The sequence below is a fragment of the Acinetobacter baumannii genome, from assembly GCF_009759685.1.
GTDB classification, from domain to species: Bacteria; Pseudomonadota; Gammaproteobacteria; order Pseudomonadales; family Moraxellaceae; genus Acinetobacter; species Acinetobacter baumannii.
In genome coordinates, this window is the sequence record NZ_CP046654.1 from 2,075,594 (window position 1) to 2,097,716 (window position 22,123).

Annotated in this window: 20 protein-coding genes; 10 read left to right on the forward strand and 10 right to left on the reverse strand. The window is 38.5% G+C overall.

What is annotated here, in order from left to right:
• The first annotated feature begins 69 nt into the window (after positions 1-69).
• Together GO593_RS09860 and GO593_RS09865 are read left to right on the forward strand one after the other, a co-directional pair.
• Entirely contained in the window at positions 70-597 is a 528-nt protein-coding gene (locus tag GO593_RS09860; RefSeq protein WP_000765187.1) for a hypothetical protein, read from the forward strand.
• 77 nt (positions 598-674) lie between these two features.
• Positions 675-1,214, forward strand: a complete 540-nt coding sequence (locus tag GO593_RS09865) for a hypothetical protein (protein ID WP_001031810.1) — start codon at positions 675-677, stop codon at positions 1,212-1,214.
• Here the strand turns inward: GO593_RS09865 and GO593_RS09870 are convergent.
• Genes GO593_RS09870 through GO593_RS09880 form a run of 3 tightly spaced genes read right to left on the reverse strand, consistent with a single transcriptional unit; the run spans position 1,197 to position 3,498 of the window.
• Complete coding sequence (locus GO593_RS09870) at positions 1,197-1,997, reverse strand: tetratricopeptide repeat protein (RefSeq protein ID WP_000837521.1); 801 nt, start codon at positions 1,995-1,997, stop codon at positions 1,197-1,199. The two genes, GO593_RS09865 and GO593_RS09870, sit on opposite strands and share 18 nt — an antisense overlap.
• Positions 1,998-2,016: 19 nt before the next feature.
• Positions 2,017-2,790: a hypothetical protein gene (locus GO593_RS09875; RefSeq protein WP_001279524.1), complete on the reverse strand. Its 774-nt coding sequence runs from the start codon at positions 2,788-2,790 to the stop codon at positions 2,017-2,019.
• A 21-nt stretch (positions 2,791-2,811) separates the two neighbouring features.
• Positions 2,812-3,498 (reverse strand): type IV secretion protein Rhs, encoded by a 687-nt coding sequence (locus GO593_RS09880; protein WP_000897075.1) that lies wholly within the window; start codon positions 3,496-3,498, stop codon positions 2,812-2,814.
• Positions 3,499-3,592: 94 nt separating this feature from the next.
• On the opposite strand from GO593_RS09880, the gene GO593_RS09885 reads away from it, so the two are divergent.
• Complete coding sequence (locus GO593_RS09885; protein ID WP_000142788.1) at positions 3,593-4,294, forward strand: hypothetical protein; 702 nt, start codon at positions 3,593-3,595, stop codon at positions 4,292-4,294.
• Between the two features lie 107 nt (positions 4,295-4,401).
• Here GO593_RS09885 and GO593_RS09890 read toward each other — a convergent pair whose 3' ends face one another.
• The gene (locus GO593_RS09890; protein WP_000091887.1) at positions 4,402-4,731 is read right to left on the reverse strand and encodes a darcynin family protein; all 330 of its coding nucleotides are present in this window, start codon (positions 4,729-4,731) and stop codon (positions 4,402-4,404) included.
• Between the two features lie 121 nt (positions 4,732-4,852).
• Between GO593_RS09890 and GO593_RS09895 the strand changes: the two genes are divergently transcribed.
• Positions 4,853-5,452, forward strand: a complete 600-nt coding sequence (locus GO593_RS09895; protein WP_000005239.1) for a TetR/AcrR family transcriptional regulator — start codon at positions 4,853-4,855, stop codon at positions 5,450-5,452.
• Positions 5,453-5,562: 110 nt separating this feature from the next.
• Here GO593_RS09895 and GO593_RS09900 read toward each other — a convergent pair whose 3' ends face one another.
• From GO593_RS09900 to GO593_RS09915, 4 genes are all read right to left on the reverse strand, one after another.
• On the reverse strand, positions 5,563-8,487 hold the full coding sequence (locus tag GO593_RS09900; protein ID WP_000470108.1) for a beta strand repeat-containing protein: 2,925 nt from the start codon (positions 8,485-8,487) through the stop codon (positions 5,563-5,565).
• A gap of 834 nt (positions 8,488-9,321) precedes the next feature.
• Complete coding sequence (locus GO593_RS09905) at positions 9,322-10,605, reverse strand: ribonucleotide-diphosphate reductase subunit beta (protein ID WP_000025826.1); 1,284 nt, start codon at positions 10,603-10,605, stop codon at positions 9,322-9,324.
• 137 nt (positions 10,606-10,742) lie between these two features.
• Complete coding sequence (locus GO593_RS09910; RefSeq protein WP_000465010.1) at positions 10,743-10,877, reverse strand: hypothetical protein; 135 nt, start codon at positions 10,875-10,877, stop codon at positions 10,743-10,745.
• A gap of 55 nt (positions 10,878-10,932) precedes the next feature.
• Positions 10,933-13,767 carry a ribonucleoside-diphosphate reductase subunit alpha gene (locus GO593_RS09915; protein WP_000111540.1) on the reverse strand — a complete coding sequence of 945 codons (2,835 nt, stop codon included), beginning with the start codon at positions 13,765-13,767 and terminating at the stop codon, positions 10,933-10,935.
• A gap of 329 nt (positions 13,768-14,096) precedes the next feature.
• Between GO593_RS09915 and GO593_RS09920 the strand changes: the two genes are divergently transcribed.
• Genes GO593_RS09920 through bfmS form a run of 3 tightly spaced genes read left to right on the forward strand, consistent with a single transcriptional unit; the run spans position 14,097 to position 16,698 of the window.
• Positions 14,097-14,303 (forward strand): hypothetical protein, encoded by a 207-nt coding sequence (locus GO593_RS09920; RefSeq protein ID WP_000143214.1) that lies wholly within the window; start codon positions 14,097-14,099, stop codon positions 14,301-14,303.
• A complete protein-coding gene (gene bfmR / locus GO593_RS09925; protein ID WP_000076440.1) occupies positions 14,300-15,016 on the forward strand; it encodes a response regulator transcription factor BfmR in 717 nt (238 codons plus the stop codon). The genes GO593_RS09920 and bfmR overlap by 4 nt, the downstream gene beginning before the upstream one ends.
• Before the next feature lie 32 nt (positions 15,017-15,048).
• The gene (gene bfmS, locus GO593_RS09930) at positions 15,049-16,698 is read left to right on the forward strand and encodes a sensor histidine kinase BfmS (RefSeq protein ID WP_000472465.1); all 1,650 of its coding nucleotides are present in this window, start codon (positions 15,049-15,051) and stop codon (positions 16,696-16,698) included.
• Between the two features lie 21 nt (positions 16,699-16,719).
• Here the strand turns inward: bfmS and GO593_RS09935 are convergent, their stop codons facing one another.
• Complete coding sequence (locus GO593_RS09935) at positions 16,720-17,073, reverse strand: hypothetical protein (RefSeq protein ID WP_001047855.1); 354 nt, start codon at positions 17,071-17,073, stop codon at positions 16,720-16,722.
• A 92-nt stretch (positions 17,074-17,165) separates the two neighbouring features.
• Positions 17,166-18,587 carry a GGDEF domain-containing protein gene (locus tag GO593_RS09940; RefSeq protein ID WP_001147032.1) on the reverse strand — a complete coding sequence of 474 codons (1,422 nt, stop codon included), beginning with the start codon at positions 18,585-18,587 and terminating at the stop codon, positions 17,166-17,168.
• 427 nt (positions 18,588-19,014) lie between these two features.
• Here GO593_RS09940 and ndhC point away from each other — a divergent pair, with 427 nt between their 5' ends.
• The 3 genes from ndhC to nuoC all read left to right on the forward strand — a co-directional run bounded on the left by ndhC (position 19,015) and on the right by nuoC (position 22,122).
• A complete protein-coding gene (gene ndhC, locus GO593_RS09945) occupies positions 19,015-19,566 on the forward strand; it encodes an NADH-quinone oxidoreductase subunit A (protein ID WP_001274550.1) in 552 nt (183 codons plus the stop codon).
• A gap of 6 nt (positions 19,567-19,572) precedes the next feature.
• Positions 19,573-20,250 carry a NuoB/complex I 20 kDa subunit family protein gene (locus GO593_RS09950; RefSeq protein WP_000878003.1) on the forward strand — a complete coding sequence of 226 codons (678 nt, stop codon included), beginning with the start codon at positions 19,573-19,575 and terminating at the stop codon, positions 20,248-20,250.
• Positions 20,251-20,334: 84 nt separating this feature from the next.
• Positions 20,335-22,122: an NADH-quinone oxidoreductase subunit C/D gene (nuoC, locus tag GO593_RS09955; RefSeq protein ID WP_000852150.1), complete on the forward strand. Its 1,788-nt coding sequence runs from the start codon at positions 20,335-20,337 to the stop codon at positions 22,120-22,122.
• The last annotated feature ends 1 nt before the right edge of the window (position 22,123 follow it).

Sequence of the window (22,123 nt, forward strand, 5' to 3'; positions counted from 1 at the left end):
TACAATATATTTATATATTATTTTATACATTAATTTGCGGGTCATTATTTAGGTTGAGATATATTAATAATGAAATTATTTATAAAAATTATTTTATCCTTATTAGCTGTTTTTCTTATTCTATTAGTTTTAACTTCATCTTTTAATCTGAAATTAAAAGTTTTTAAATTATTTCATCCTGATTGGGTTGAAGTAAAAGGTTATAAAATTTTAGATTATAGCGTCTATTGTAAAAGAAAATATTGGCATAAAGGAATGGATAGAAGTGCACGCGGAGATATAAGGTATCAATATACATATCAAAATAAAGTTTATAAATCAGAGGAAAAAGATTTTTTGGTTGTATATAGATTATTTATTTCTGAAAACTGTGATGAGATGAAAGGCCAAAATTTATCTATATTTAATAAGATAAAGAAAAATAATGAATTAAAAGTTTTTATTTCACCAGACACAAAGAAATCGAAAATATTAATAACCAAAAAGGGTTTATCATTTAGAAACTCTTGGATGATCAGTCTTATGTTGGAAATCCAACTAATAATTTTAGTATTAATTGGTTTAATTATATATCTTACTGTCACGTCTAAAAAATAATAGAGGACTAATTTGTATGTTAATAGTATATAATTATCAGTCATTTGCTAAAAATTAATCTATTATAGTTTTGAGTTATGAATAAATTTTTCTATAGTAGTCTCTATCTTGTATTGTTTTTACTTGTTTTAATTTTTTTATGCACAAGTATTCCTGCTGCTAAGTTAAAAATCTTTAATGTAACTCATCCAACTTGGGTGCGGCTAGAAAAATTTCAGATCTTAAATTATGAAATTAAGTGCTCAAGCCCTTGGGGACGAGGCGGGGATAAAATGGCAAATCTAGCAGTTTCATATCAATATAATTATGGAAATAAAAGCTATTTTCAACAAGACCAAGTTTTTTTTAGAATATATAAAATATATATTTTTGAACGTTGTGATTCTTTTAAAGAAAAAAATAAACAGCTTTTTAATAAGGCTGTAAAAGATCAGACAATAAAATTATTTATAAATAAGAATTCCCCTAATAAAGCTAAGTTATTTCTTTCAAATAAAGAATTTAACTATAGATTATCATGGTTAAGTATTTTCTTTTCAGAAATACAAGGAATTCTATTGACTTTACTTGTGATTGTTACTCTTTATAGTATTTATATGTTATTTAACCGTAGATAACCTTTCTAATGCTTGATCAGCCTCAGGGATATGGTTTTTTGAAGCTTCCATATACCAAAATTTAGCCTTTTCCAAATCAGGGAAAATATTTTCATACATATAAGCTAAATTATATTGTGCTTGAGGAAAGCCTTGCTGAGCTGCTTTAGTAAAATACTCTAAAGCTTTCTTATTGTCTTGGGTAACCCCTTCACCGTCTGCATACATATTACCTAAATTATAGGATGCTTGAGGAAGATTTTGCTGTGCTGCTTTTGAGAAAAGTTCTAAAGCTTTCGTATTATTTTGTGGGACACCATCTCCATTTGCATAAGCATTACCTAAATTATATTGAGCCTTAGCGTAACCTTGTTCAGTTGATAATTCATAAAGCTCTAGGGCTTTTTTTCTATCTTTTTGAATATAAAGACCTTTATCATACATGAGGCCAAGATTATATTGAGCTGCTGCTAATTTTTGGTTAGCTGCACTATCAAAATATTTAAAAGCTTTTTGATAATCTTGGGTTGTTCCTAGACCTTCGAAATACATTCCCCCCAGATCATTTTGTGCTTCAGCTAATCCTTGATCAGATGCTTTTTGAAATAATTCTAAAGCTTTTTGATAATTCTGCTTAACATCTTTACCTAAAAAATATTTTTGTCCTTCCTCATATAATCTCAGAGCTTCTGAAGATTTTTCTTGTACAAGATTTTGTGACGTAGGTTGCTTGATACATCCAGATAGTAAAAAACTATTAGATAAAATTAAACACCCAGCAATAATCAATAATTTCGATTTCATCTTTAGTCCAAATTAATTGTTAATCAGCTCCCATTATGTGCCATTCTAACATAGGATCTTTTTCAAGCTGTTTTTGTCTTTCCGCTTCGGCATTTGCCTTTTCTTGTGCTTCCAATATATCTGCTGCGTCTGCTAAACCATTAACAACACTCACTACAGCTTGCGAATCTCCAAGCCTTTGTCCTACTTTTGATTCTCCAGCTCCTTTTCCAATTGCATCTCCAGCTTTATTTCCTAAATAAAACAGTGCTCCAAAACATGATGCACCAACAAGTGCAGCTTTTTGTGGTGTACCTTTTGCTAGTTTAGGACATATTTTTCCTGCTAATGCTAATCCGCCTGCTTCTCCATAAGTTGAGCCTGTCATTGTTGCCGCTTTTACAACTAAACCTTTGGAATCACGTTCTCTGGTCAATATTCCAATTTCTACAATATCTCCTGCTTTTCCTAATTTACCTCCTATTTTGTCAAACTTTTTTGCTACTTCGCCTACATTAGATACACTTGTGTTAGGGTTTCCTCGAAATACCTTATTTCCTACATTATCGGGTTTATAAAAATACATACGCGCATTGGTAGATTTTTTAATACGTTCTAAGCTGAACGGAGGAGTATTTTTTGAATGTAGAAGTCCCCAAGCAAAGTTATTTTTCTCGATCAGTTTAGTTGAGTTAGTTAACACACCAATATATGTTGAAGTATCTTGGGCCGTACTAGCTGCTTCTTTTTGACTTGGCGAGAATAAATAAACAGGTCTGCCATTTTGATTTACTTTTTGATTTCCATCACTCATGATTCAATTTTCCTATATAACTTATTCTGAATAATTACTTCTTAAATAATCGCCTTTTTCTTCTGTTTCAGGCAATAATTCTATTTCTTTTAATATTTTAGGACTAATTAAAATAATTTCTCGAACAAAATTATTTTCAATACGCATCATGGGTTTATATGTTTGATCTATAAAATTTTTAATAGATAAAATAGGAAAGTCATCATTAGGGCTACTAAATTTCGCTTCTCCATTTTGGTCAGTTCGACAAGATGTTATTAATTTATTGTTGTCATTAGTGATTTGGAACTCTAAATTACTTATTGGATTCCCTAAGAAATCTAAGAATTTTATATATGTTTCATCATTCTTAGTTCCACCTAGTTTGTCGATATAATAATGCCAGTCATCGCCTCCGATCAGAACTTTAACCTTTTCTTTTTCATTAGATTTGATGCGTCCAGTCCTACCATACTGGTCAAGGAAGCCAGTTTTTACTTGTCCATTTGAATGTAAAACAGAATATTCGATATTAGATATATCAGGAAATAAATTATAAACATCTAATTTATTACTAAAAGGAGATTGAACGTTAGGGATCTCTGGTAAAGAATAATTAGCTTTTTCACCGCCTTTAAAAAGGTGTTGTCCAGCTTTCGGCTCAAATTTCCCTGGCGTAATCAGGGTAATACCATCTTTATTAATAATGATTTGAGAACCACCAGCCATTAATAACCTCAATTTTTATAAAAATATTCAGAATTTTGCATTGATATAGCCTAAAATAAATGTATATCAAATGTCTCGTTATTTTACGTAAAATATGACTTTCATCATAGCTATTCAATTAAACGATAGCATTATTGTTGCAGCTGACAATAAAAGAGTAACTTTGAATAAAGATTCAAATATAGAATTTTCTACTACGAATGATTCTAAATTATATGCTTGGGAACAAGGTATTATTACTGGTACTGGAGAATCATATGTTGTTCAGCAAGCAGTTGATATATTTAAAAATATAGCAAAGTCTAAACTAAAGACTTTACCTGAATGTCTAGATATTTCTAAGAGAATACGTATCTTAGAATTAGGTCAAAACCTTGATCAAGTTCATAATGGAAAACTACTTTGCTCTAGTTATGGTCAAGAAGGTGCGCAATTATATAAAATTGAAAGATTTGATAAAACATCTCAGCATACACTGAAAAAGGTTTCTCCCATGGAGATTATTATTTGGTTGTTTCATCCAAATGTAGACTTGATTGCAGATAATTTGAAGAGGCTTTATTCTGATCTCAGAGATTATTCTCTATTTTCAACACAAGTTGATTGGATCAATTATTATATCAATAGACTTTCACCAATTTATCAAAAACAAAGTGAGGTCGATCCATATATGAGTCAAAGCTTTGATATCTTTTTTCAAACGAAAGATGAGCATTTCTTTGGGCATATTCCTAATACACAAAATATTCCTTTAAGTTTTCAACAAGTTTTTAAAAAGAATAGCTATATTAAATAGATATAAAAGAACAAAATAAAGTTAGATTTTACGATGGCTATTACTATGCATAGCCATAAAATTACTGGCTTAATGCATTACTTGTTTGATAAAAAGTTATGTGTATTTTATAAAGAACTCTCATACTCCACATACCCATCTTCAATTGCAGGAATAATTTCTACAAACTCAAAGTAGGGCACTGTACAAAACTCAGAGTCTCGAATCGCATCAATCACAAAATAATAATCTTGCAAACATGTTGTCTCAAACACAGCAATATCACTGGCTTTAGTGCTAAACGCTTCAACGTCATACCATCGAACTTTTACAGTTGGGTACTTCTCAAAAATAGGTTCAAGCTTTTGTGCACTAAACTCAGCCCGCTTTTCACGAGCTAAAGCCAACCAAGCAGGCAATGCTTTTAAATGAATAAAAAAAGTATAGGTTCTAGACATAACCACTCCATGACTGAGCCGAGTTGTAGTTCAACTGAAACGACAGCATTTACTTGTCATACCAATATGACTCAGTCAGTATATGAGTGATTACTCACATTAAATACTCGCATTTCGGGCCATGTCAGAAACACTTCCAGATCCACGCAAACGCCCACGTCAAGCACGATCAGTGGCTACCTTTGAAGCTATTTTAGAAGCGGCTGCTCGCATTCTGGAGTCTTTAGGCTTTGCTGGATTTAACACAAATGCCGTGGCTGAACTTGCTGGCGTAAGCATTGGTAGCCTATATCAATACTTTCCTTCTAAAGATGCTTTAATCGTCGAGCTAATTCGACGTGAACGCGCCAAACTTTCAAATCATATTGTTGAAGTCATACAGCAAAGTGATGCCGCAGACTTAAAAGATAAACTAAAACTCATTATACAAGCCGCTGTGCAACATCAATTGAGCCGCCCACAGTTGGCACGAACCTTAGAATTTGCTTCTGAACTCATTGGCAAAGACATTGAGGAAAGTGAGCATCAGCACGAGCTTGAAACCATAATTTCTGATCTGTTTAAACGTTCTGGCGTTTCACATGCGCAGACAGCCGCACAAGATGTAATTGCTTTAAGCAAAGGAATGATTAACGCAGCAGGCATAGTAGGGGAAAGTGATTTAAATCATTTACAACAGCGAGTTGAAAAGGCTGTATTTGGTTATTTAGATCTGGATTAATAACCTATAAGCATGAGCGTATTACTGTCAAAAGCTCTTTAATAAAAAACACCTTCCAAACTCAAGATTTGAAAGGTGCTTTTATAGGGGGTTATATCTTTACGAACACATTAGACAGTTGGTAAAGCATGTAAAAGTTGGTCAGTTAACTGATTTACTGTGTTAAGTGAAATCGTATGAATCAAACTACCGCCCGTTGGATCAGGTTCACCAACAGCAATACCTTGATTTGAACCTACCGAGCCGAGGATATTTCCTAAAATATCTTCTACATCTACAGAATTACTATTGTCTGAGTCGCCATAGTTAATGCTAATTAAGCCATCTAGGCCACCCAGTAAACCACCGTCGCCGCTGTCAACGCCACCAATAATCGTGGTGATTGAACCCAAGAGGCCACCGTTTTCAGTGACTAGGTCATCACCTACAATATGCTGAATAATGGTAGATGCCGTTGAACCATTGGTAATAAGGGTATCAATTACACCAGTGATCGAGCCACTTGCGCCCTCAAGATCAGCGCCTGCAAGGTCAGAAATAGCCTCAAGCGTACCGTTAACACTATCGCGTGAAGTCTCGAAAAGTAGTTTTCCAAGGTCTGCAAAATCACCGACAGGATGCTCTACATCAGGGAACACACCAATAATTGTTCCGGCAATCGTATCAATACCTGTATTAATCAAACCTGTTTTTAAACTTTCTAAATTTTGTAGAACGTCAATACCGCTTTGAATAATACCTGTAAGTGGGTTATCGCCCAGATCCCCACCGATGCCGCCAATGCTACCGATAATGCCAGTAATCGGGCTTAGGATATCTCCATCACCACCAATGCCACCGATAATGCCAGTAATTGGACTTAGGATATCTCCATCACCGCCAATACCACCAATAACGCCAGTAATCGGACCTAAGATATCGCCTGTACCTTCACCACCAATAAATGAGAAAGAGTTGCCTAATACATTAAGTGGTGTAGTGATAGGGGCAACAACGTCAACATCATCGCCATTACCGTTGCCAATGCCATAATTATGTTCACCGTTACCTGATGAAATACCATTTAATAAGCCATCACCAGAACCGTTGCCTGAGTCACCAGAACCAATCACACCACCTGAAGTGTTACCGTTGTTGGTAGTGTCATTGTCATTGACTGTGTTTGAAGTAGTTGTTGGTGAAATATTAATAGAGTCGGTCGAAGAGCCGCCGATACCAGATAAAGCATTGCCCAGAATATTTAAACCGCGAGTAAATGGAAGCGTAAAGTCTGCATCGTCACCGTTTCCGTTACCAATGCCATAGTTATGCTCGCCATTACCAGACGCTGCACCATTTAAAATTCCATCGCCAGAGCCATTGCCCGAACCGTCACCAAAGCCGCCTGTATTGGCATTATCAATGGTGTCATTATCATTGACGGTATTAGTTGCTGTGGTAGGGGCAACATTTACCGAGTCACTAGATGAACTGCCAAAGCCTGAAAGCGAGTTGCCGGAAAAGTTAAGTACACCAGTAAGAGGGAAGGTGAAATCTGCATCATCACCGTTTCCGTTACCAATACCGTAGTTGTGTTCGCCATTGCCAGAAGCAGCGCCGTTTAACAGGCCATCACCAGAGCCATTTCCAGAACTTCCACCAAGAAGTCCACCTCCATCATTTCCATTAACAGTCACGTCATTGTCATTAACTGTATTAGTCGTTGTAGTTGGGGCAGTATTAATTGAACTAGAAGATGAATTGCCAATGAGCGAGAAAGAGTTACCAGAGAAATTAAAAACACCTGTAATTGGTGCTGTAATATCTACATCATCACCATTTCCGTTGCCAATGCCGTAGTTATGCTCGCCATTGCCAGAAGCAGCGCCATTAAGTAAACCATCACCAGAGCCATTGCCTGAACCACTACCTGTGCCGCCGCTATTACCATTATCAATGGTGTCATTGTCGTTCACTGTATTTGATGTGGTGGTTGGCGCAGTATTGACTGAACTTGAGGAAGAATTACCAATGAGAGTAAATGAGTTCCCTGAAAAGTTTAGAACGCCGGTAATCGGAGCAGTAATATCAACATCGTCACCGTTGCCATTGCCAATACCATAGTTATGTTCACCATTGCCAGAAGCGATACCATTACCTGCGCCATCACCTGAACCATTGCCAGAATCACCCAGAGCGCTCACGCCGCTATCACCAGTACCATTGCCGTTATAGGTGGTGTCGTTGTCATTCACAGTATTTGACGTTGTAGTTGGCGAGGAATTAACAGAACTTGCAGATGAATTGCCAATTAGAGTAATTGAGTTACCAGACAAGTTAATAGGAAGCGTAATTGGGGCTGTAATACTTGCGTCATCCGCAATCCCATTTCCGATACCGTAGTTTTGCTCGCCATTGCCAGAGCCAATTCCATTTAACAAGCCATCGCCCGAACCATTACCAGCACCTGAGCCATTGCCGTTATAGGTGGTGTCGTTATCATTCACGGTATTTGATGTATTGGTTGCAGAGTTGTTGACCGAACTAGAAGATGAGTCACCAATTAGGGTAATAGAGTTACCCGCAAGGTTAATTGGAATTGAAAGTGGGGCAGTAATGCTTGCGTCATCGGCAATACCATTACCGATTCCATAGTTGTGTTCACCATTACCAGAAGCGGCGCCATTTAAAAGCCCGTCACCAGAGCCATTGCCTGTACCGCTACCAATGGTAGAGCCGTTACCATTATTTGTTACATCATTGTCATTAACGTTATTTGAAGTGGTGGTTGGAGAGCTATTCACCGAATTTGAAGATGAATTGCCTATGAGAGTAATTGAGTTACCAGAGAGGTTGAGGGGAATGGTAATTGGGGCGGTAATGCTTGCGTCATCGGCAATACCATTGCCAATACCATAGTTGTGTTCACCATTTCCGGAAGATATTCCATTAAGTAGGCCGTCACCAGAGCCGTTACCTAAATTACTGCTTGTGTTACTATTTTCAGGAAGTGGGATAATACTAGTAATCGAAGATAAAATACTTTTAATAAACATAATCTATTTCCATGTGATTTGTTTGAGATGTTGTTATTACTATTTATTGATTATGTGTTTTAGAGCACATAATTGAGAAAGAGTATTTAATTTTTTGCTATTTGGTGTCAAGTTGTGTAATTTGTCACGGCTGATATAGCAGGTTTGTAAATATATTCAAAATCAACAAAATAAAAAATACGATTATTTTTAATAACATTTTTAAACATAAAAAATGGGCTGAGTTAATAAAAAATTTTTAAGATTAAAATAATATATGTATTTAAAAAATGATTTATCTTTTTGAAATAAAATAATTTTTATTTAAAATTAAAATATCTATTTTTATAACTTTTTGTTTTTAAAATAAATTTAATTTATTTATAGGGTTTAAAGCTATGGCTTTAAATAAAGAGAGTGACAAAAATAATATAGATAGATTTTGTGATATTTTTACTTGAGTATTTATTCGGATTTGTAAAATAATAGTAGGGGTATAAGTTTTTGTAATAATAATTTGGTATATCTAAGCCGTCGGCTGAGTTTTCGTTCGTTTAAAAGCCAGAGTGGGTCAGCCGACACCTTATTTTATTTATTTGCTAAAATTCTTTTTAAAACAATAATTTTTATTTTGGTATTTTAAATTGTTTTTATAAATTATTTAGATTTTTATATTATTTATTTTTAAATTAAAAGAATATAACTTATATATGATTAAGGTTAGAACAGTCTTATATAAATTATTAAATATTTATTGAATAAAGAATAAATAAATGAGGCTTGAGCTGAGCCTAAATAATTCTGGTAATAAAAAAGCCACTCTAGATGAGCGGCTTTTTGGGAAAGCAGTAAAACTTACCAGCTTAACGCACCACCAGTTTGGTAGTCAGTTACGCGAGTTTCAAAGAAGTTCTTCTCTTTACGTAAGTCCATCATCTCCGACATCCACGCAAATGGGTTAGTTACACCAGCAAATTGCTCTGGTAAACCTAACTGAGATAAACGACGGTTACAGATGAATTTCAAATATTCTTCCATCATGCTCGCGTTCATACCCAATACACCGCGTGGCATTGTGTCACGTGCGTATTCGATTTCAAGCATCGTACCTTCAAGAATCATTTGAATCACTTCTTGTTGGAACTCGGCAGTCCAAAGGTGAGGATTCTCAATCTTGATTTGGTTAATCATGTCGATACCAAAGTTCAAGTGCATAGACTCATCACGCAAAATGTATTGGAACTGCTCAGCAACACCATTCATCTTGTTACGGCGACCCATACTCAAAATTTGAGTAAAGCCACAGTAGAAGAAGATCCCTTCAAGAACACAGTAGAACGCGATCAAGTTACGAAGTAAACGTTGGTCGTTTTCAGGCGTACCTGTGTGGAAAGTAGGATCACTTAACGATTGAGTGTACTTCAAGCCCCAAGCTGCTTTACGCGCAACCGATGGAATTTCGCGGTACATGTTGAAGACTTCGCCTTCGTCCATACCTAAAGATTCGATACAGTATTGGTAAGCGTGAGTGTGAATTGCTTCTTCAAACGCTTGACGCAAAATGTACTGACGGCATTCAGGGTTCGTGATGTGACGGTAAATTGCCAATACGAGGTTGTTCGCAACCAAAGAGTCCGCAGTCGAGAAGAAACCTAAAGAACGCATAACGATCGTACGCTCATCTTCAGTTAAGCCATTTTCAGACTTCCAAAGTGCGATATCGTGGTTCATGTTCACTTCTTGAGGCATCCAGTGGTTTGCACAACCATCTAGATATTTTTGCCAAGCCCACTCATATTTAAATGGAACAAGCTGGTTCAAGTCAGCGCGACAGTTAATCATGGCTTTGTCGTCAACCTGAACGCGTTGCGCGCCCATTTCTAACTCTTCAAGGCCAGGAGCAACATCCAAATGTTCTAAGGCTTCAGATGCTCGAGCCATTGAATCGGTTGGATTTGTTGATCGCACGGAATGGGTTCCAGCGGATTGTGGAGCTGCCACGCTCTGCGATGATGGCTGCGCAGCAGATACATTCTGCGAATCAGGCGTTTTTTCCGGGTTGACGGGCGCAGACTTGTGTTCAGGTGCAGCCGGTTTTTGCGAATCATCTTCAAAATCGTCCCAACTAAGGATAGACATTGTTGTTCTCTCTTCGTTGTATATATCTATGTTCGACATCTCTAAACGAAGATGTCACTACTATACGCTCATAATGTGTAAACAAAATTAAGTTTTATTGATGTATGACCAAATTTTGGGCCTTTGGTCCATTATCCCTACAACTTATTTTGCTTACGCTGTTGTTTACGGATTTTAAAAAAGGCGTAAACCATAGGCGTATAAAAGAAAATAAAGGCAAAGATTAAGATTCCAACACCAAGCATATAGTTATGGCTGAGATGAAAAAACATAATCTTTACCTCGTTTAAAGTTGCTCTTTTTATTAAAGAGCAACTTTATTGAATGTTATTGGCAAGCTTCACAATCTGGGTTGTCGATTGAACAAGCCATAGGAACCGGAGCTGCTTGAGTGAAGCCGTCTTCTTCAACTGCTTCAGGCTTCTTCGCTTCTACGACTGGAGCTGCCGCAGGTGCTGCTGCTTCTACAGTTGCAGGTTTAACCGCGTTTAACGCACCTGTGTTAATTGTAGATTTTTCAGCAGATGTTGCGCCTAACGCACGGAGGTAATAAGTCGTCTTAAGACCACGTAACCATGCCATCTTATAAGTGATGTCAAGTTTCTTACCGTTTGCACCAGAGATGTAAAGGTTAAGAGATTGTGCTTGATCAATCCATTTTTGGCGGCGTGATGCAGCATCAACAATCCAGCGTGGCTCAACTTCAAACGCAGTTGCAAAGATTGCTTTTAATTCTTCAGGAATACGAGCAATTTTTTGTACTGAACCTTCAAAGTGTTTGAGGTCATTAACCATCACTGTGTCCCAAAGACCACGTTCTTTTAATGCGCGAACAAGGTAAGGGTTAATTACAGTGAACTCACCAGACAAGTTAGATTTCACATATAAGTTTTGGAATGTTGGCTCAATAGACTGAGAAACACCACAAATGTTCGAAATGGTTGCAGTTGGAGCAATCGCCATTACGTTTGAGTTACGCATACCGTCTTTTTGAACTTTGGCACGTAAACTGTCCCAATCTAAACGTTGAGTACGGTCAACTTCAAACATACGTTCTGGACGAGATTTCGCAACAATTTCTAAAGAGTCGATTGGAAGGATACCTTGATCCCACAATGAACCCTTAAATGTTGAGTAAGCACCACGTTCAACAGCCAAGTCACTTGAAGTTTGGATTGCATAGTAGCTAATCACTTCCATTGACTCGTCAGCAAAGTTCACAGCTTCATCAGAACCGTAAGCCATACCCATTTCGTAAAGCGCATCTTGGAAGCCCATGATACCCATACCAACAGGGCGGTGTTTCAAGTTAGAGTTCTTCGCTTGTGGTACAGCGTAGTAGTTAATGTCGATAACGTTATCGAGCATACGAACTGCTGTTTTAACAGTGCGCGCTAACTTCTCACGGTCTAATACGCCGCCTTTAACGTGTTGAACAAGGTTGATCGAACCTAAGTTACATACTGCAATTTCGTCTTGGTTGGTGTTTAACGTAATTTCAGTACATAGGTTAGATGAGTGAACTACGCCAACGTGTTGTTGTGGGGAACGTAAGTTACAAACATCTTTAAACGTGATCCAAGGGTGACCAGTTTCGAACAACATAGAAAGCATTTTGCGCCATAAGTCTTTCGCACGTACTTTCTTGTGCAACATGTTCTGTTCTTTCGCAACAGACTCATAGTATGCATAGCGTTCAGCAAACTCAGCACCAGTTAAATCGTGTAGGTCTGGAGTTTCAGACGGAGTGAATAGCGTCCATTCGCCATCTTCAAACACACGTTGCATAAATAGGTCAGGAACCCAGTTTGCAGTGTTCATGTCGTGAGTACGACGACGGTCATCACCCGTGTTTTTACGAAGTTCTAAAAATTCTTCGATGTCTAAGTGCCAAGTTTCTAAGTACGCACATACCGCACCTTTACGCTTACCACCTTGGTTTACCGCAACGGCTGTATCGTTCGCAACTTTAAGGAACGGAACAACACCCTGAGATTTACCGTTTGTACCTTTAATATAAGAGTTCAAGGCACGTACAGGTGTCCAGTCGTTACCTAAACCACCTGCCCATTTAGAGAGCATCGCGTTGTCACGCATTGCACCATAAATGTCATAAAGGTCATCGCCAATCGTTGTTAAGTAACAGCTTGAAAGCTGTGGACGTAATGTACCTGAGTTAAACAGGGTAGGCGTAGAGGCCATGTAGTCAAAGCTAGACAACAAGTTATAGAACTCGATTGCACGCTCTTCTTTGTCTTGCTCATTAAGTGCAAGACCCATTGACACACGCATGAAGAATAATTGTGGTAATTCAAAGCGAACGCCATTTGAATGGATGAAGTAACGGTCAAATAGAGTCTGTAAACCTAAATAGGTAAACTGGTTAGAACGTTCCGGTTGAATCGCTGCTGCTAGTTTTTCTAGATCGAACTTAAGCAAGTCCGGTGAAAGCAAATCAAGCTCTACACCTTTTTTCAAGAATGCTTCAAGTGCATTGTTTTCAGCTGTATCGGCCGGTAAACCTAAGAATGCTAAGCCAGTGCTTACCAACTCATCACGAAGCAAACGTGCAGTTACGTATGTATAGTTAGGTTCTTGTTCAATACGTGTACGTGTTGCCATCATCATGGTGGTAGCAATATCGCTTTCTTTTACGCCGTTATATAAGTTTTTAACGGTTTCATCGATAATTGCTTGAACATCAATACCTTCTAAGCCTTCAGCAGCTCGATTTACAGTTGCTTGCAGTGCACTTAAATCAAGTGGTTGAAGCTGACCGTTTGCATCGGTAACTTGCAAGGTAGGGTGATGATTAGAATTTGTGTCTTTACGGGCACTTGCGCGTTGATCGCGATAGATAACGTAAGCACGAGCGACTTTGTGCTCCCCAGTACGCATCAGTGCAAGTTCAACTTGATCTTGAATCTCTTCAATATGAATGGTACCGCCAGAAGGTAAACGGCGAGTGAAAGTGTTCAGTACCATTTCCGTCAGTTGGGTAATACGGTCGTGAATACGGCTCGAATCCGCACTTTGTTGACCTTCCACAGCAAGAAAAGCTTTACCAATCGCAACAGAAATTTTCTCTGCATCAAATGCAGCAACATCTCCGGTGCGTTTAATCACCTGAATTTGACCGGGAGTCGAAGTAATTACGCTCATGCCAGCATAGCTCCATTGTCACTTTTGTTATGTTCATAGACCGTTTGAACCGAGCAAAAAACATGCCACGATATTTGAGGGATAAACACAAGACTTAGTAGTTAAAGTTTATTTTCAACACAAGATACGGGATTTTTTACGGTAGATCAATCTTGACTTTTTAGTAATTTTTTATCTGTATGATTTGTCGGGAGATAGCATACCAAAGCTGTGAAAAAACACTTATAGATAACTTTGTGGATAACTCAAAAAACAAACACTTGAGTGAATTTAAATTTAGTGAAGAAATAATTTGTTTAATATTCATACATAGGAAATATGAATAGATTATGACATTTAAGAACAATAAACAGATAATAAAAATACCTGAAAATTCAAAGATTAATAAAATGCAACAAAACATGGTTGTCATGTATCAGTTTGGTGAACGCCTACTTGTTTACAATGTAAACGTGTGTATATTGCAAATGATAAACGAATGTATCTGCAAGATTTTTAAGATACATGTAATGAGATTTATAGGGGCAATGATATGAGCCAAGAAGAAAAGTTACCAAAGATTCTGATCGTTGAAGACGACGAGCGTTTAGCGCGATTAACTCAAGAATATTTAATCCGTAACGGTTTGGAAGTTGGTGTAGAAACCGATGGTAACCGTGCAATTCGTCGTATTATTAGTGAGCAACCGGATCTTGTGGTCTTGGATGTCATGTTGCCGGGTGCAGATGGTTTAACCGTTTGTCGTGAAGTTCGCCCACACTATCATCAACCAATCTTAATGTTGACTGCGCGTACTGAAGATATGGATCAGGTACTTGGTCTGGAAATGGGTGCAGACGATTATGTCGCGAAACCAGTTCAACCACGTGTATTATTAGCGCGTATTCGTGCTTTGTTACGCCGTACCGATAAAACTGTTGAAGATGAAGTTGCTCAACGTATTGAGTTTGACGACCTTGTCATCGACAATGGTGGCCGTTCTGTAACGTTGAACGGTGAGCTTGTTGACTTTACAAGTGCTGAATATGACTTGTTATGGTTGCTTGCATCAAACGCTGGCCGTATTTTATCGCGTGAAGATATCTTCGAACGTTTACGTGGTATCGAATACGATGGTCAAGACCGTTCAATTGACGTACGTATTTCACGTATTCGTCCAAAAATTGGCGATGATCCTGAAAATCCAAAACGTATTAAAACTGTACGTAGTAAAGGTTACTTGTTTGTTAAAGAAACCAATGGATTGTAAAATCTGATTAAACTTCCTATAAGGTTGGTCGAGTGTTTAAACACAGTATATTCCTGCGAATATATGCGGGGCTGGTAATTCTTGTTGTTTTGGTGGCTGTTTTTGGGTATTTACTGGTACAAATTATCAACTACCAACGCGCACAAGAATACCGAGAATCTTTAACTGATGGTATTTCTTATGTCATTAGTGAAGGAGTCGCTCGACAACCTGGGAAGCAGCAAAAAATAGATTGGATTTCTGACGCATCTGATTTGCTCGAACTTCCAATTTATTATACCGATGCAAGTAAGGTTGAGCTGTCTCGGACCGAGAAAAAGCGGATAGAAGCACAAAAATCTGTAGTTCGTTACGATGCAAGCAATAGCATTGCATATGTCATTATTGGCTTACGTGACGACCCACAACATTACTTATCTATAAAAGTCGACAAAATCACTGAACGCCAAATGAAGGCTCTTCCTATTTTTGTGCTCGACTATTTAATGTTTTATCCGGGGCAGGAACAAGAATATCTTGCCAAGATTCAAAAGCATTTCTCATATCCGATCAATATTCAAAACATTCAAGATGTAAATCTGGATTCTGAACAGATTGGACGTTTGCGCCAAGACCAAAGTGTCATGTTGTACAAAGATAGTGCAACAGTGCGCGGTACAACCATTTCGATTGTGTCTCCAATACCGAATCATCCTGCGCAAGTGTTAGTGCTGGGTCCGGTTCCAATGTTTAACTGGATGCCTTTACAGCTTTCGGCGGGTATTACCTTATTTAGCTTATTCTTATTAAGTCTAGGTGTTTACGGTTTGATTTTGCCGTTAGAGCGCAAAATCCGACAGGTGCGTTATGCATTAAACCGTATGAAATCGGGTGATTTGTCATTACGTGTTCCTATTGAGGGAAGCGATGAAATGGCAAACTTGGCTTCAAGTTATAACAATATGTCTGATCACATTCAGCGTTTGATTGAGGCTCAACGTGAGTTAATGAGGGCGGTATCTCATGAGCTGAGAACGCCTGTGGCACGTATTCGCTTTGGTACAGAAATGTTAGCCGAAGAAGATGATTACAATCATCGTATGCATCAGGTCGACATGATTGATAAAGATATTGAAGCACTCAATACCTTAATTGATGAAATCATGACTTATGCAAAACTAGAGCAGGGTACACCTTCATTAGACTTTGCAGAAATTGTACTCTTTGAAGTGTTGGATCAGGTTGCAGTTGAAACTGAGGCTTTAAAAACACAGAAAGAAATTGAACTTATTCCACCGCCTTTATATGTGAAAGTAGATGCAGAGCGTCGTTACCTTCACCGTGTCGTGCAAAATCTGGTAGGTAATGCAGTTCGTTATTGTGATAACAAAGTTCGGATTACGGGCGGTATTCATAATGATGGCATGGCTTTTGTCTGTGTCGAAGACGACGGACCGGGTATTCCTGAGCAAGACCGCAAGCGTGTATTTGAAGCCTTTGCCCGTTTAGATGATAGCCGTACACGTGCATCTGGCGGTTATGGTTTGGGTCTCTCTATCGTAAGTCGTATTGCTTACTGGTTTGGTGGGGAAATTAAGGTAGATGAAAGTCCAAGTTTGGGAGGCGCACGCTTTATTATGACTTGGCCAGCACATCGCTTTAAACAACCGCCATTAAAGACCAATAAAAAAGCACCTGCATAAGGTGCTTTTTTATTGGTTTATTTATAATTGAGTTGCATCAGGTTCCAAAATAGGTTTGCCGCTTCTCAGGCTATTGAGTGCATCTGTATTAAAGTCAATCAAGAGCGAATTATTTTTAGCATCAATTTGATATTTTTGAATAAGAGGCTGATCCCCATTCAAAGTCTCAACCCTATATGAGTCTGCAATATGTAAAATGCCTTCTAGGTTTGTTGTGGTTGATGCGAAATCTTGCCTAAAAATTTCATAGACATCTCGCAAGTCAAAAATGGCATTATCTGCATCTGGGTGTTTATGAATATAGCTTTCTATATGTCGCACCAGTAATTGTGCAAACAAGTAATAGTCTGGTTTATGCGTATATTCTAGATTCATGCATTTTTCTCCTTATTATCTGTTATTAGCATACATGGCAAAACAGAAGATATTGTATAAAATTCATTACACTAGATGATGACTTGGAAATATTACAAAGAAATAAAAACTCTATTACGCCCTTGGCGCTTTGCTTGATAGAGCGCATCGTCTGCTTCTTTAAACAAACTTTCAATAGAACGGTGATAGCTTGGAGAATATAAGCTAATACCAATACTTACCTGCACAAAGATAGGTAATTTGCCATATACATAAATCGGTTGCTGACTAATTTGAATGCGTATTCTTTCCGCGAGTTCAAAGGCAGCCTCTCTGGTGGTATCCGGAATAAAAATTGCGAATTCTTCTCCACCAAAACGTCCTAGTAAGTCATGAGGATGTAAAATATTTTGTATGGTCGTTACACAGGTCTGTAAGGCTCTATCCCCAATTAAGTGGCCATAACTATCATTCACTTTTTTAAAATGATCGACGTCCAACATAAAAAATGCAGAGGTCTTATTTTCCTTTTGTACTTTTTCTTGGAGTAGGCGGACTGACTGTAAAAATTGGCGTCGAGTTAAACTTGAGGTGAGTTCATCATGGGCAATTGCATGTTGTAACTTCTGAATTAATTCAGAATGGAGTGCGCTAATACTGGAAACGGTAAGTGGCGCAACCGTCATCATGATCAGCCCTATACGTATAGAAATCGTATTACCTAAATAGTCTTGCGGATACAGTAATAAATAATGCCCTGAGACATGATAAATAATATATGCACTGGTAAAGGATGTAATGAGAGCAACAATAATGGGTTTATAGCGGATAGCGCACCAGATTAATGCGGCGATGGGGTAGAGTAGGGAACCTGGACCCGAGTCGTAATAACTCACTCCTATCGAAATTAAAACAGCGAATAAAGGCAAAAAATCAATCGCTTTGATATATATACGATTACCCTTAAGGTGGTTTTTTATTTTAAGGTAAGGGGGGATGTTTAAAATAATGGGCAACAACAATAAAGCATTTTGAAGCTCTGATGTAACCCAATAACCAAATTCGGCCCAAAAACTACCAATCATAAATTTGGTGTTAAACATAGGCACAAAAGTTGCTGCAAACAAAGCACCAGTTATGCTGCCAATCCCGCATAGTGCGAATAAGAGTAAATAAGAATAGCCTTGATAAGCTGCTTTTATATGGCGATTAAACAATATTGCGAGTGCTAAAGTCGTTACTACATACAGGTAGTTGGATATCGTTAAAATAAGGGTGAGAAAAAGAGGTGTGCCATTAACTAAATCGGCAATCATGTAACCGGTAAAAGCACCAGCAAAACTACCTATTTGGCGTGTTTGTGGAAAACGAAGCAATAGGCCTAGAAATACCGAATTAGCAGGCCAGAAAAAAGCAAGAAAACTAAGAGGGCGAGATGCAATTCCAATAAAGCAACATAGCGTAATAATGATGGTAAATAAGAGAAAAAATTTCAGGGAGGTAGAAAATGAAAATTCACGAAGTGAGTATGGCATCAGCTGCCCTTAATGATAAACACTCTTATCCAAGAGTAATAAAATATTAATGCATGATTAAACATTCATCATAATTCAGAGGGGAAGATGAATACAATAAAAAACCGATTAATATTATAAAAAAGTAAGGTGTTTAATTTGACCGATTGAGCAATTGTGCAAATAATATTAAAAATCAGAAAATGAAAAAAATCATTACAAGTGCGAAAACTATCAAATAAACCGATTATAAGCGGTGAAACCCCCTCTACAAGACATAGATGATTACTTTTGATTGGAAAATCATCCAAAAGACTAAGACGCTTCAACTAGCAAGGGAAATTAGAAATCAGGTACAATTGGCGGGATTAATTTTGTGTTTGGTGTATTTGAAGGCCAATACATACATTCTTTGTTAAATAATAGGCCTGCCAGGAGTTATCCCCGCATGAGTGCCATTACTCCATACGACTGGGCGATTATCGCCTTCGTGATCGGCGTTACATTTCTTTGCGTCTTTATGCTCACAGTTCCCTTACTCCTCGGGGGGAAATCGTGGGGACGTGCTAAGCAAGAGCAGTTTGAATCAGGTGTCGTGAGTGCTGGTGGCGCTCGCATTCGCCTGTCTGCAAAGTTCTATCTAGTTGCAATTTTCTTCGTTGTTTTCGACTTAGAGGCACTTTACCTCTATGCATGGTCTACTTCAGTGCGTGAAGTAGGATGGTTGGGTTATACCACTGTCGTAATCTTTGTCGTTGACCTATTAATTGCGCTTGTTTATGCCTTCTCTGTAGGTGCTTTAAGTTGGGCACCGGCAGATCGCCGTAAATTAGCAGGTGAGAAGATTAAAGTCGGTTCACCAACAATGAACATTGCTGAAATTACACGCTTTAACTCTATTGAAGAGCTCGTAACTGACCCTACAGGCCAGATTCCAGCCCAATCATCAGGTCGTGTTAAGTCAAAAACTACACCTGCATTGTCATCTGAAAAGGAGTAAGTCGGGATGAAATATACTCTGACCCGCGCGAATCCGGATGCTGATCAATATCCATTGCAAGATCGTCAAATTGTGACTGATCCACTTGAAGAGGAAGTGAATAAAAACGTATTCATGACTCGTTTAGAGGATGTCTTGCATACAGCAGTAAACTGGGGACGTAAAAACTCTTTGTGGCCATTTAACTTTGGTACATCATGTTGTTACGTTGAATATGCAACGACCTTAACAGGCGTGCATGACTTGTCCCGTTTCGGTGCAGAGGTTATTCGTGCTTCACCTCGTCAGGCTGACTTGATGATTGTTGCAGGTACCTGCTTTGTAAAAATGGCTCCGGTTATCCAACGTTTGTATGAACAAATGTTAGAACCTAAATGGGTTATTTCAATGGGTGCTTGTGCAAACTCTGGAGGTATGTACGACATCTATTCAGTAGTACAAGGTGTAGACAAAATTATTCCTGTTGACGTGTACGTCCCAGGTTGTCCGCCTCGTCCTGAAGCATTAATCCAAGCATTAATGCTTTTACAAGACCAGATTCAATTAGAGCGACGCCCGCTTTCTGCCGTGATTGGTGATGATCTTCAGCCAGTGTATAAGCCAAAGATGATGCCAGAACGTGATCGTAAGAATGCGCAGCGTATTGCCGTTAAAAACTTACGCTCTATGGATGAGATTAAATAATTTTTTGACGGTGTTTTGACATATCTAACCGATATGTTCATCGAGAAAATTGACAGAATTTGTATTAAATAGGAAGCCAAGCCAATGGCTGAAACTGACATTGCTATGCCAGAATCAACACCAGTTGATTCACGCCCAGCATTTGCAATCGTAGAAGAGCTCAAAACCAAATTTGGTGAGAATTTCTATGTGCAGGCGACTTTTGAAGAGTTTCCAACAGTCTGGGTTGAGCGCGCACGCGTGCAAGAAGTCCTCATGTTCCTGCGTAAAGTGGAACGTCCTTATGTAATGCTGTTTGACTTATCAGCGATGGATGAGCGTTTACGTCAACATCGTGATGGTTTGCCAGCATCTGACTTCACTGTGTTCTATCATTTATTATCGCTTGAGCGTAATAGTGACATTCGTATCAAGGTTGCCTTGAACGAAAACGATCTTAACCTCCCGACAGCGACAAATATCTGGCCAAATGCCAACTGGTATGAACGTGAAGCTTACGATATGTTCGGTATCAATTTCGAAGGGCATCCAATGCTTCGTCGTATCTTGTTACCAACTTATTGGGAAGGTCACCCGCTTCGTAAAGAATATTCAGCACGTGCGACAGAATATACGCCGTACATGCAAGACAAAGCGAAGCAAGATTTCGAACAGGAACACTTACGCTTTGTACCAGAAGACTGGGGTCTTAAGCGTGGTAACGCTGACGAAGACTTCATGTTCTTGAACTTGGGTCCTAACCATCCATCTGCGCACGGTGCATTCCGTATTGTATTGCAGTTAGACGGTGAAGAAGTGAAGGACTGTGTTCCTGATATCGGTTATCACCACCGCGGTGTGGAAAAGATGGCTGAGCGTCAAACATGGCACTCTTTCATTCCTTATACTGACCGTGTTGACTACTTGGGTGGTTGTGCGCAAAACATGCCATATGTCATGGCTGTTGAACAGCTTGCTGGAATCAAAGTTCCTGAGCGTGCACAAGTGATTCGTGTCATGTTGAACGAATTGTTCCGTATTAATAACCACTTACTTTACTGTGGTACGGCAATTCAGGATGCCGGTGGTATGACACCAGTATTCTATATGTTCGCAGACCGTCAAAAAGTATACGACATCGTTGAAGCAATTACGGGTTACCGTATGCACCCAGCATGGTTCCGTATTGGTGGTACAGCACATGACCTTCCAAACAACTGGCAAAAACTTGTTAAAGAGTTGCTAGATTGGATGCCAAAACGTTTGAACGAATACTACACAGCGGCGTTCAAAAACTCTGTGTTTATTGGTCGTACACGTAATGTTGCTCAATACGATGCCAAATCTGCGCTTGCATGGGGTGTAACCGGTACTGGTTTACGTGCAACAGGTATTGATTTCGACGTTCGTAAATATCGTCCATACAGTGGCTATGAAAACTTCGACTTCGAAGTTCCGGTTGAGTATGAAGGCGATGCGTACGCTCGTGTACTTGTTCACTTCCGTGAAATTGAACAATCACTCAAAATTATCAAACAGTGTTTGGATAACATGCCTTCTGGTCCATATAAAGCGGATCACCCATTGGCTGTTCCACCACCAAAAGATAAGACGTTACAAGATATTGAAACTTTGATTACGCACTTCTTGAGCGTGTCATGGGGTCCTGTCATGCCTGCTGGTGAAGCGTCATTCATGACTGAAGTTGTGAAAGGTGCAAGTACTTATTACTTGACTTCGGATAAGGCAACGATGAGTTATCGTACTCGTATCCGTACACCGACGTTTACTCACTTACAGCAAATTCCTTCAGTGATTAACGGCAGTTTAGTATCTGACTTAATCATTTATCTGGCGACCATTGACGTGGTTATGGCTGACGTGGATCGCTAAG

What these genes read in the sequence shown, in the direction of transcription:
- GO593_RS09950 (WP_000878003.1), top strand. Translation starts at nt 19,573, where the DNA reads ATGAAATATACTCTGACCCGCGCGAATCCGGATGCTGATCAATATCCA.
- GO593_RS09905 (WP_000025826.1), bottom strand. Translation starts at nt 10,605, where the DNA reads ATGTCTATCCTTAGTTGGGACGATTTTGAAGATGATTCGCAAAAACCG.
- GO593_RS09870 (WP_000837521.1), bottom strand. Translation starts at nt 1,997, where the DNA reads ATGAAATCGAAATTATTGATTATTGCTGGGTGTTTAATTTTATCTAAT.
- GO593_RS09865 (WP_001031810.1), top strand. Translation starts at nt 675, where the DNA reads ATGAATAAATTTTTCTATAGTAGTCTCTATCTTGTATTGTTTTTACTT.
- GO593_RS09880 (WP_000897075.1), bottom strand. Translation starts at nt 3,498, where the DNA reads ATGGCTGGTGGTTCTCAAATCATTATTAATAAAGATGGTATTACCCTG.
- GO593_RS09940 (WP_001147032.1), bottom strand. Translation starts at nt 18,587, where the DNA reads ATGCCATACTCACTTCGTGAATTTTCATTTTCTACCTCCCTGAAATTT.
- GO593_RS09875 (WP_001279524.1), bottom strand. Translation starts at nt 2,790, where the DNA reads ATGAGTGATGGAAATCAAAAAGTAAATCAAAATGGCAGACCTGTTTAT.
- GO593_RS09910 (WP_000465010.1), bottom strand. Translation starts at nt 10,877, where the DNA reads ATGTTTTTTCATCTCAGCCATAACTATATGCTTGGTGTTGGAATCTTA.
- GO593_RS09885 (WP_000142788.1), top strand. Translation starts at nt 3,593, where the DNA reads ATGACTTTCATCATAGCTATTCAATTAAACGATAGCATTATTGTTGCA.
- bfmR (WP_000076440.1), top strand. Translation starts at nt 14,300, where the DNA reads ATGAGCCAAGAAGAAAAGTTACCAAAGATTCTGATCGTTGAAGACGAC.
- ndhC (WP_001274550.1), top strand. Translation starts at nt 19,015, where the DNA reads ATGAGTGCCATTACTCCATACGACTGGGCGATTATCGCCTTCGTGATC.
- nuoC (WP_000852150.1), top strand. Translation starts at nt 20,335, where the DNA reads ATGGCTGAAACTGACATTGCTATGCCAGAATCAACACCAGTTGATTCA.
- GO593_RS09920 (WP_000143214.1), top strand. Translation starts at nt 14,097, where the DNA reads ATGACATTTAAGAACAATAAACAGATAATAAAAATACCTGAAAATTCA.
- GO593_RS09890 (WP_000091887.1), bottom strand. Translation starts at nt 4,731, where the DNA reads ATGTCTAGAACCTATACTTTTTTTATTCATTTAAAAGCATTGCCTGCT.
- GO593_RS09860 (WP_000765187.1), top strand. Translation starts at nt 70, where the DNA reads ATGAAATTATTTATAAAAATTATTTTATCCTTATTAGCTGTTTTTCTT.
- GO593_RS09895 (WP_000005239.1), top strand. Translation starts at nt 4,853, where the DNA reads ATGTCAGAAACACTTCCAGATCCACGCAAACGCCCACGTCAAGCACGA.
- GO593_RS09915 (WP_000111540.1), bottom strand. Translation starts at nt 13,767, where the DNA reads ATGAGCGTAATTACTTCGACTCCCGGTCAAATTCAGGTGATTAAACGC.
- GO593_RS09935 (WP_001047855.1), bottom strand. Translation starts at nt 17,073, where the DNA reads ATGAATCTAGAATATACGCATAAACCAGACTATTACTTGTTTGCACAA.
- GO593_RS09900 (WP_000470108.1), bottom strand. Translation starts at nt 8,487, where the DNA reads ATGTTTATTAAAAGTATTTTATCTTCGATTACTAGTATTATCCCACTT.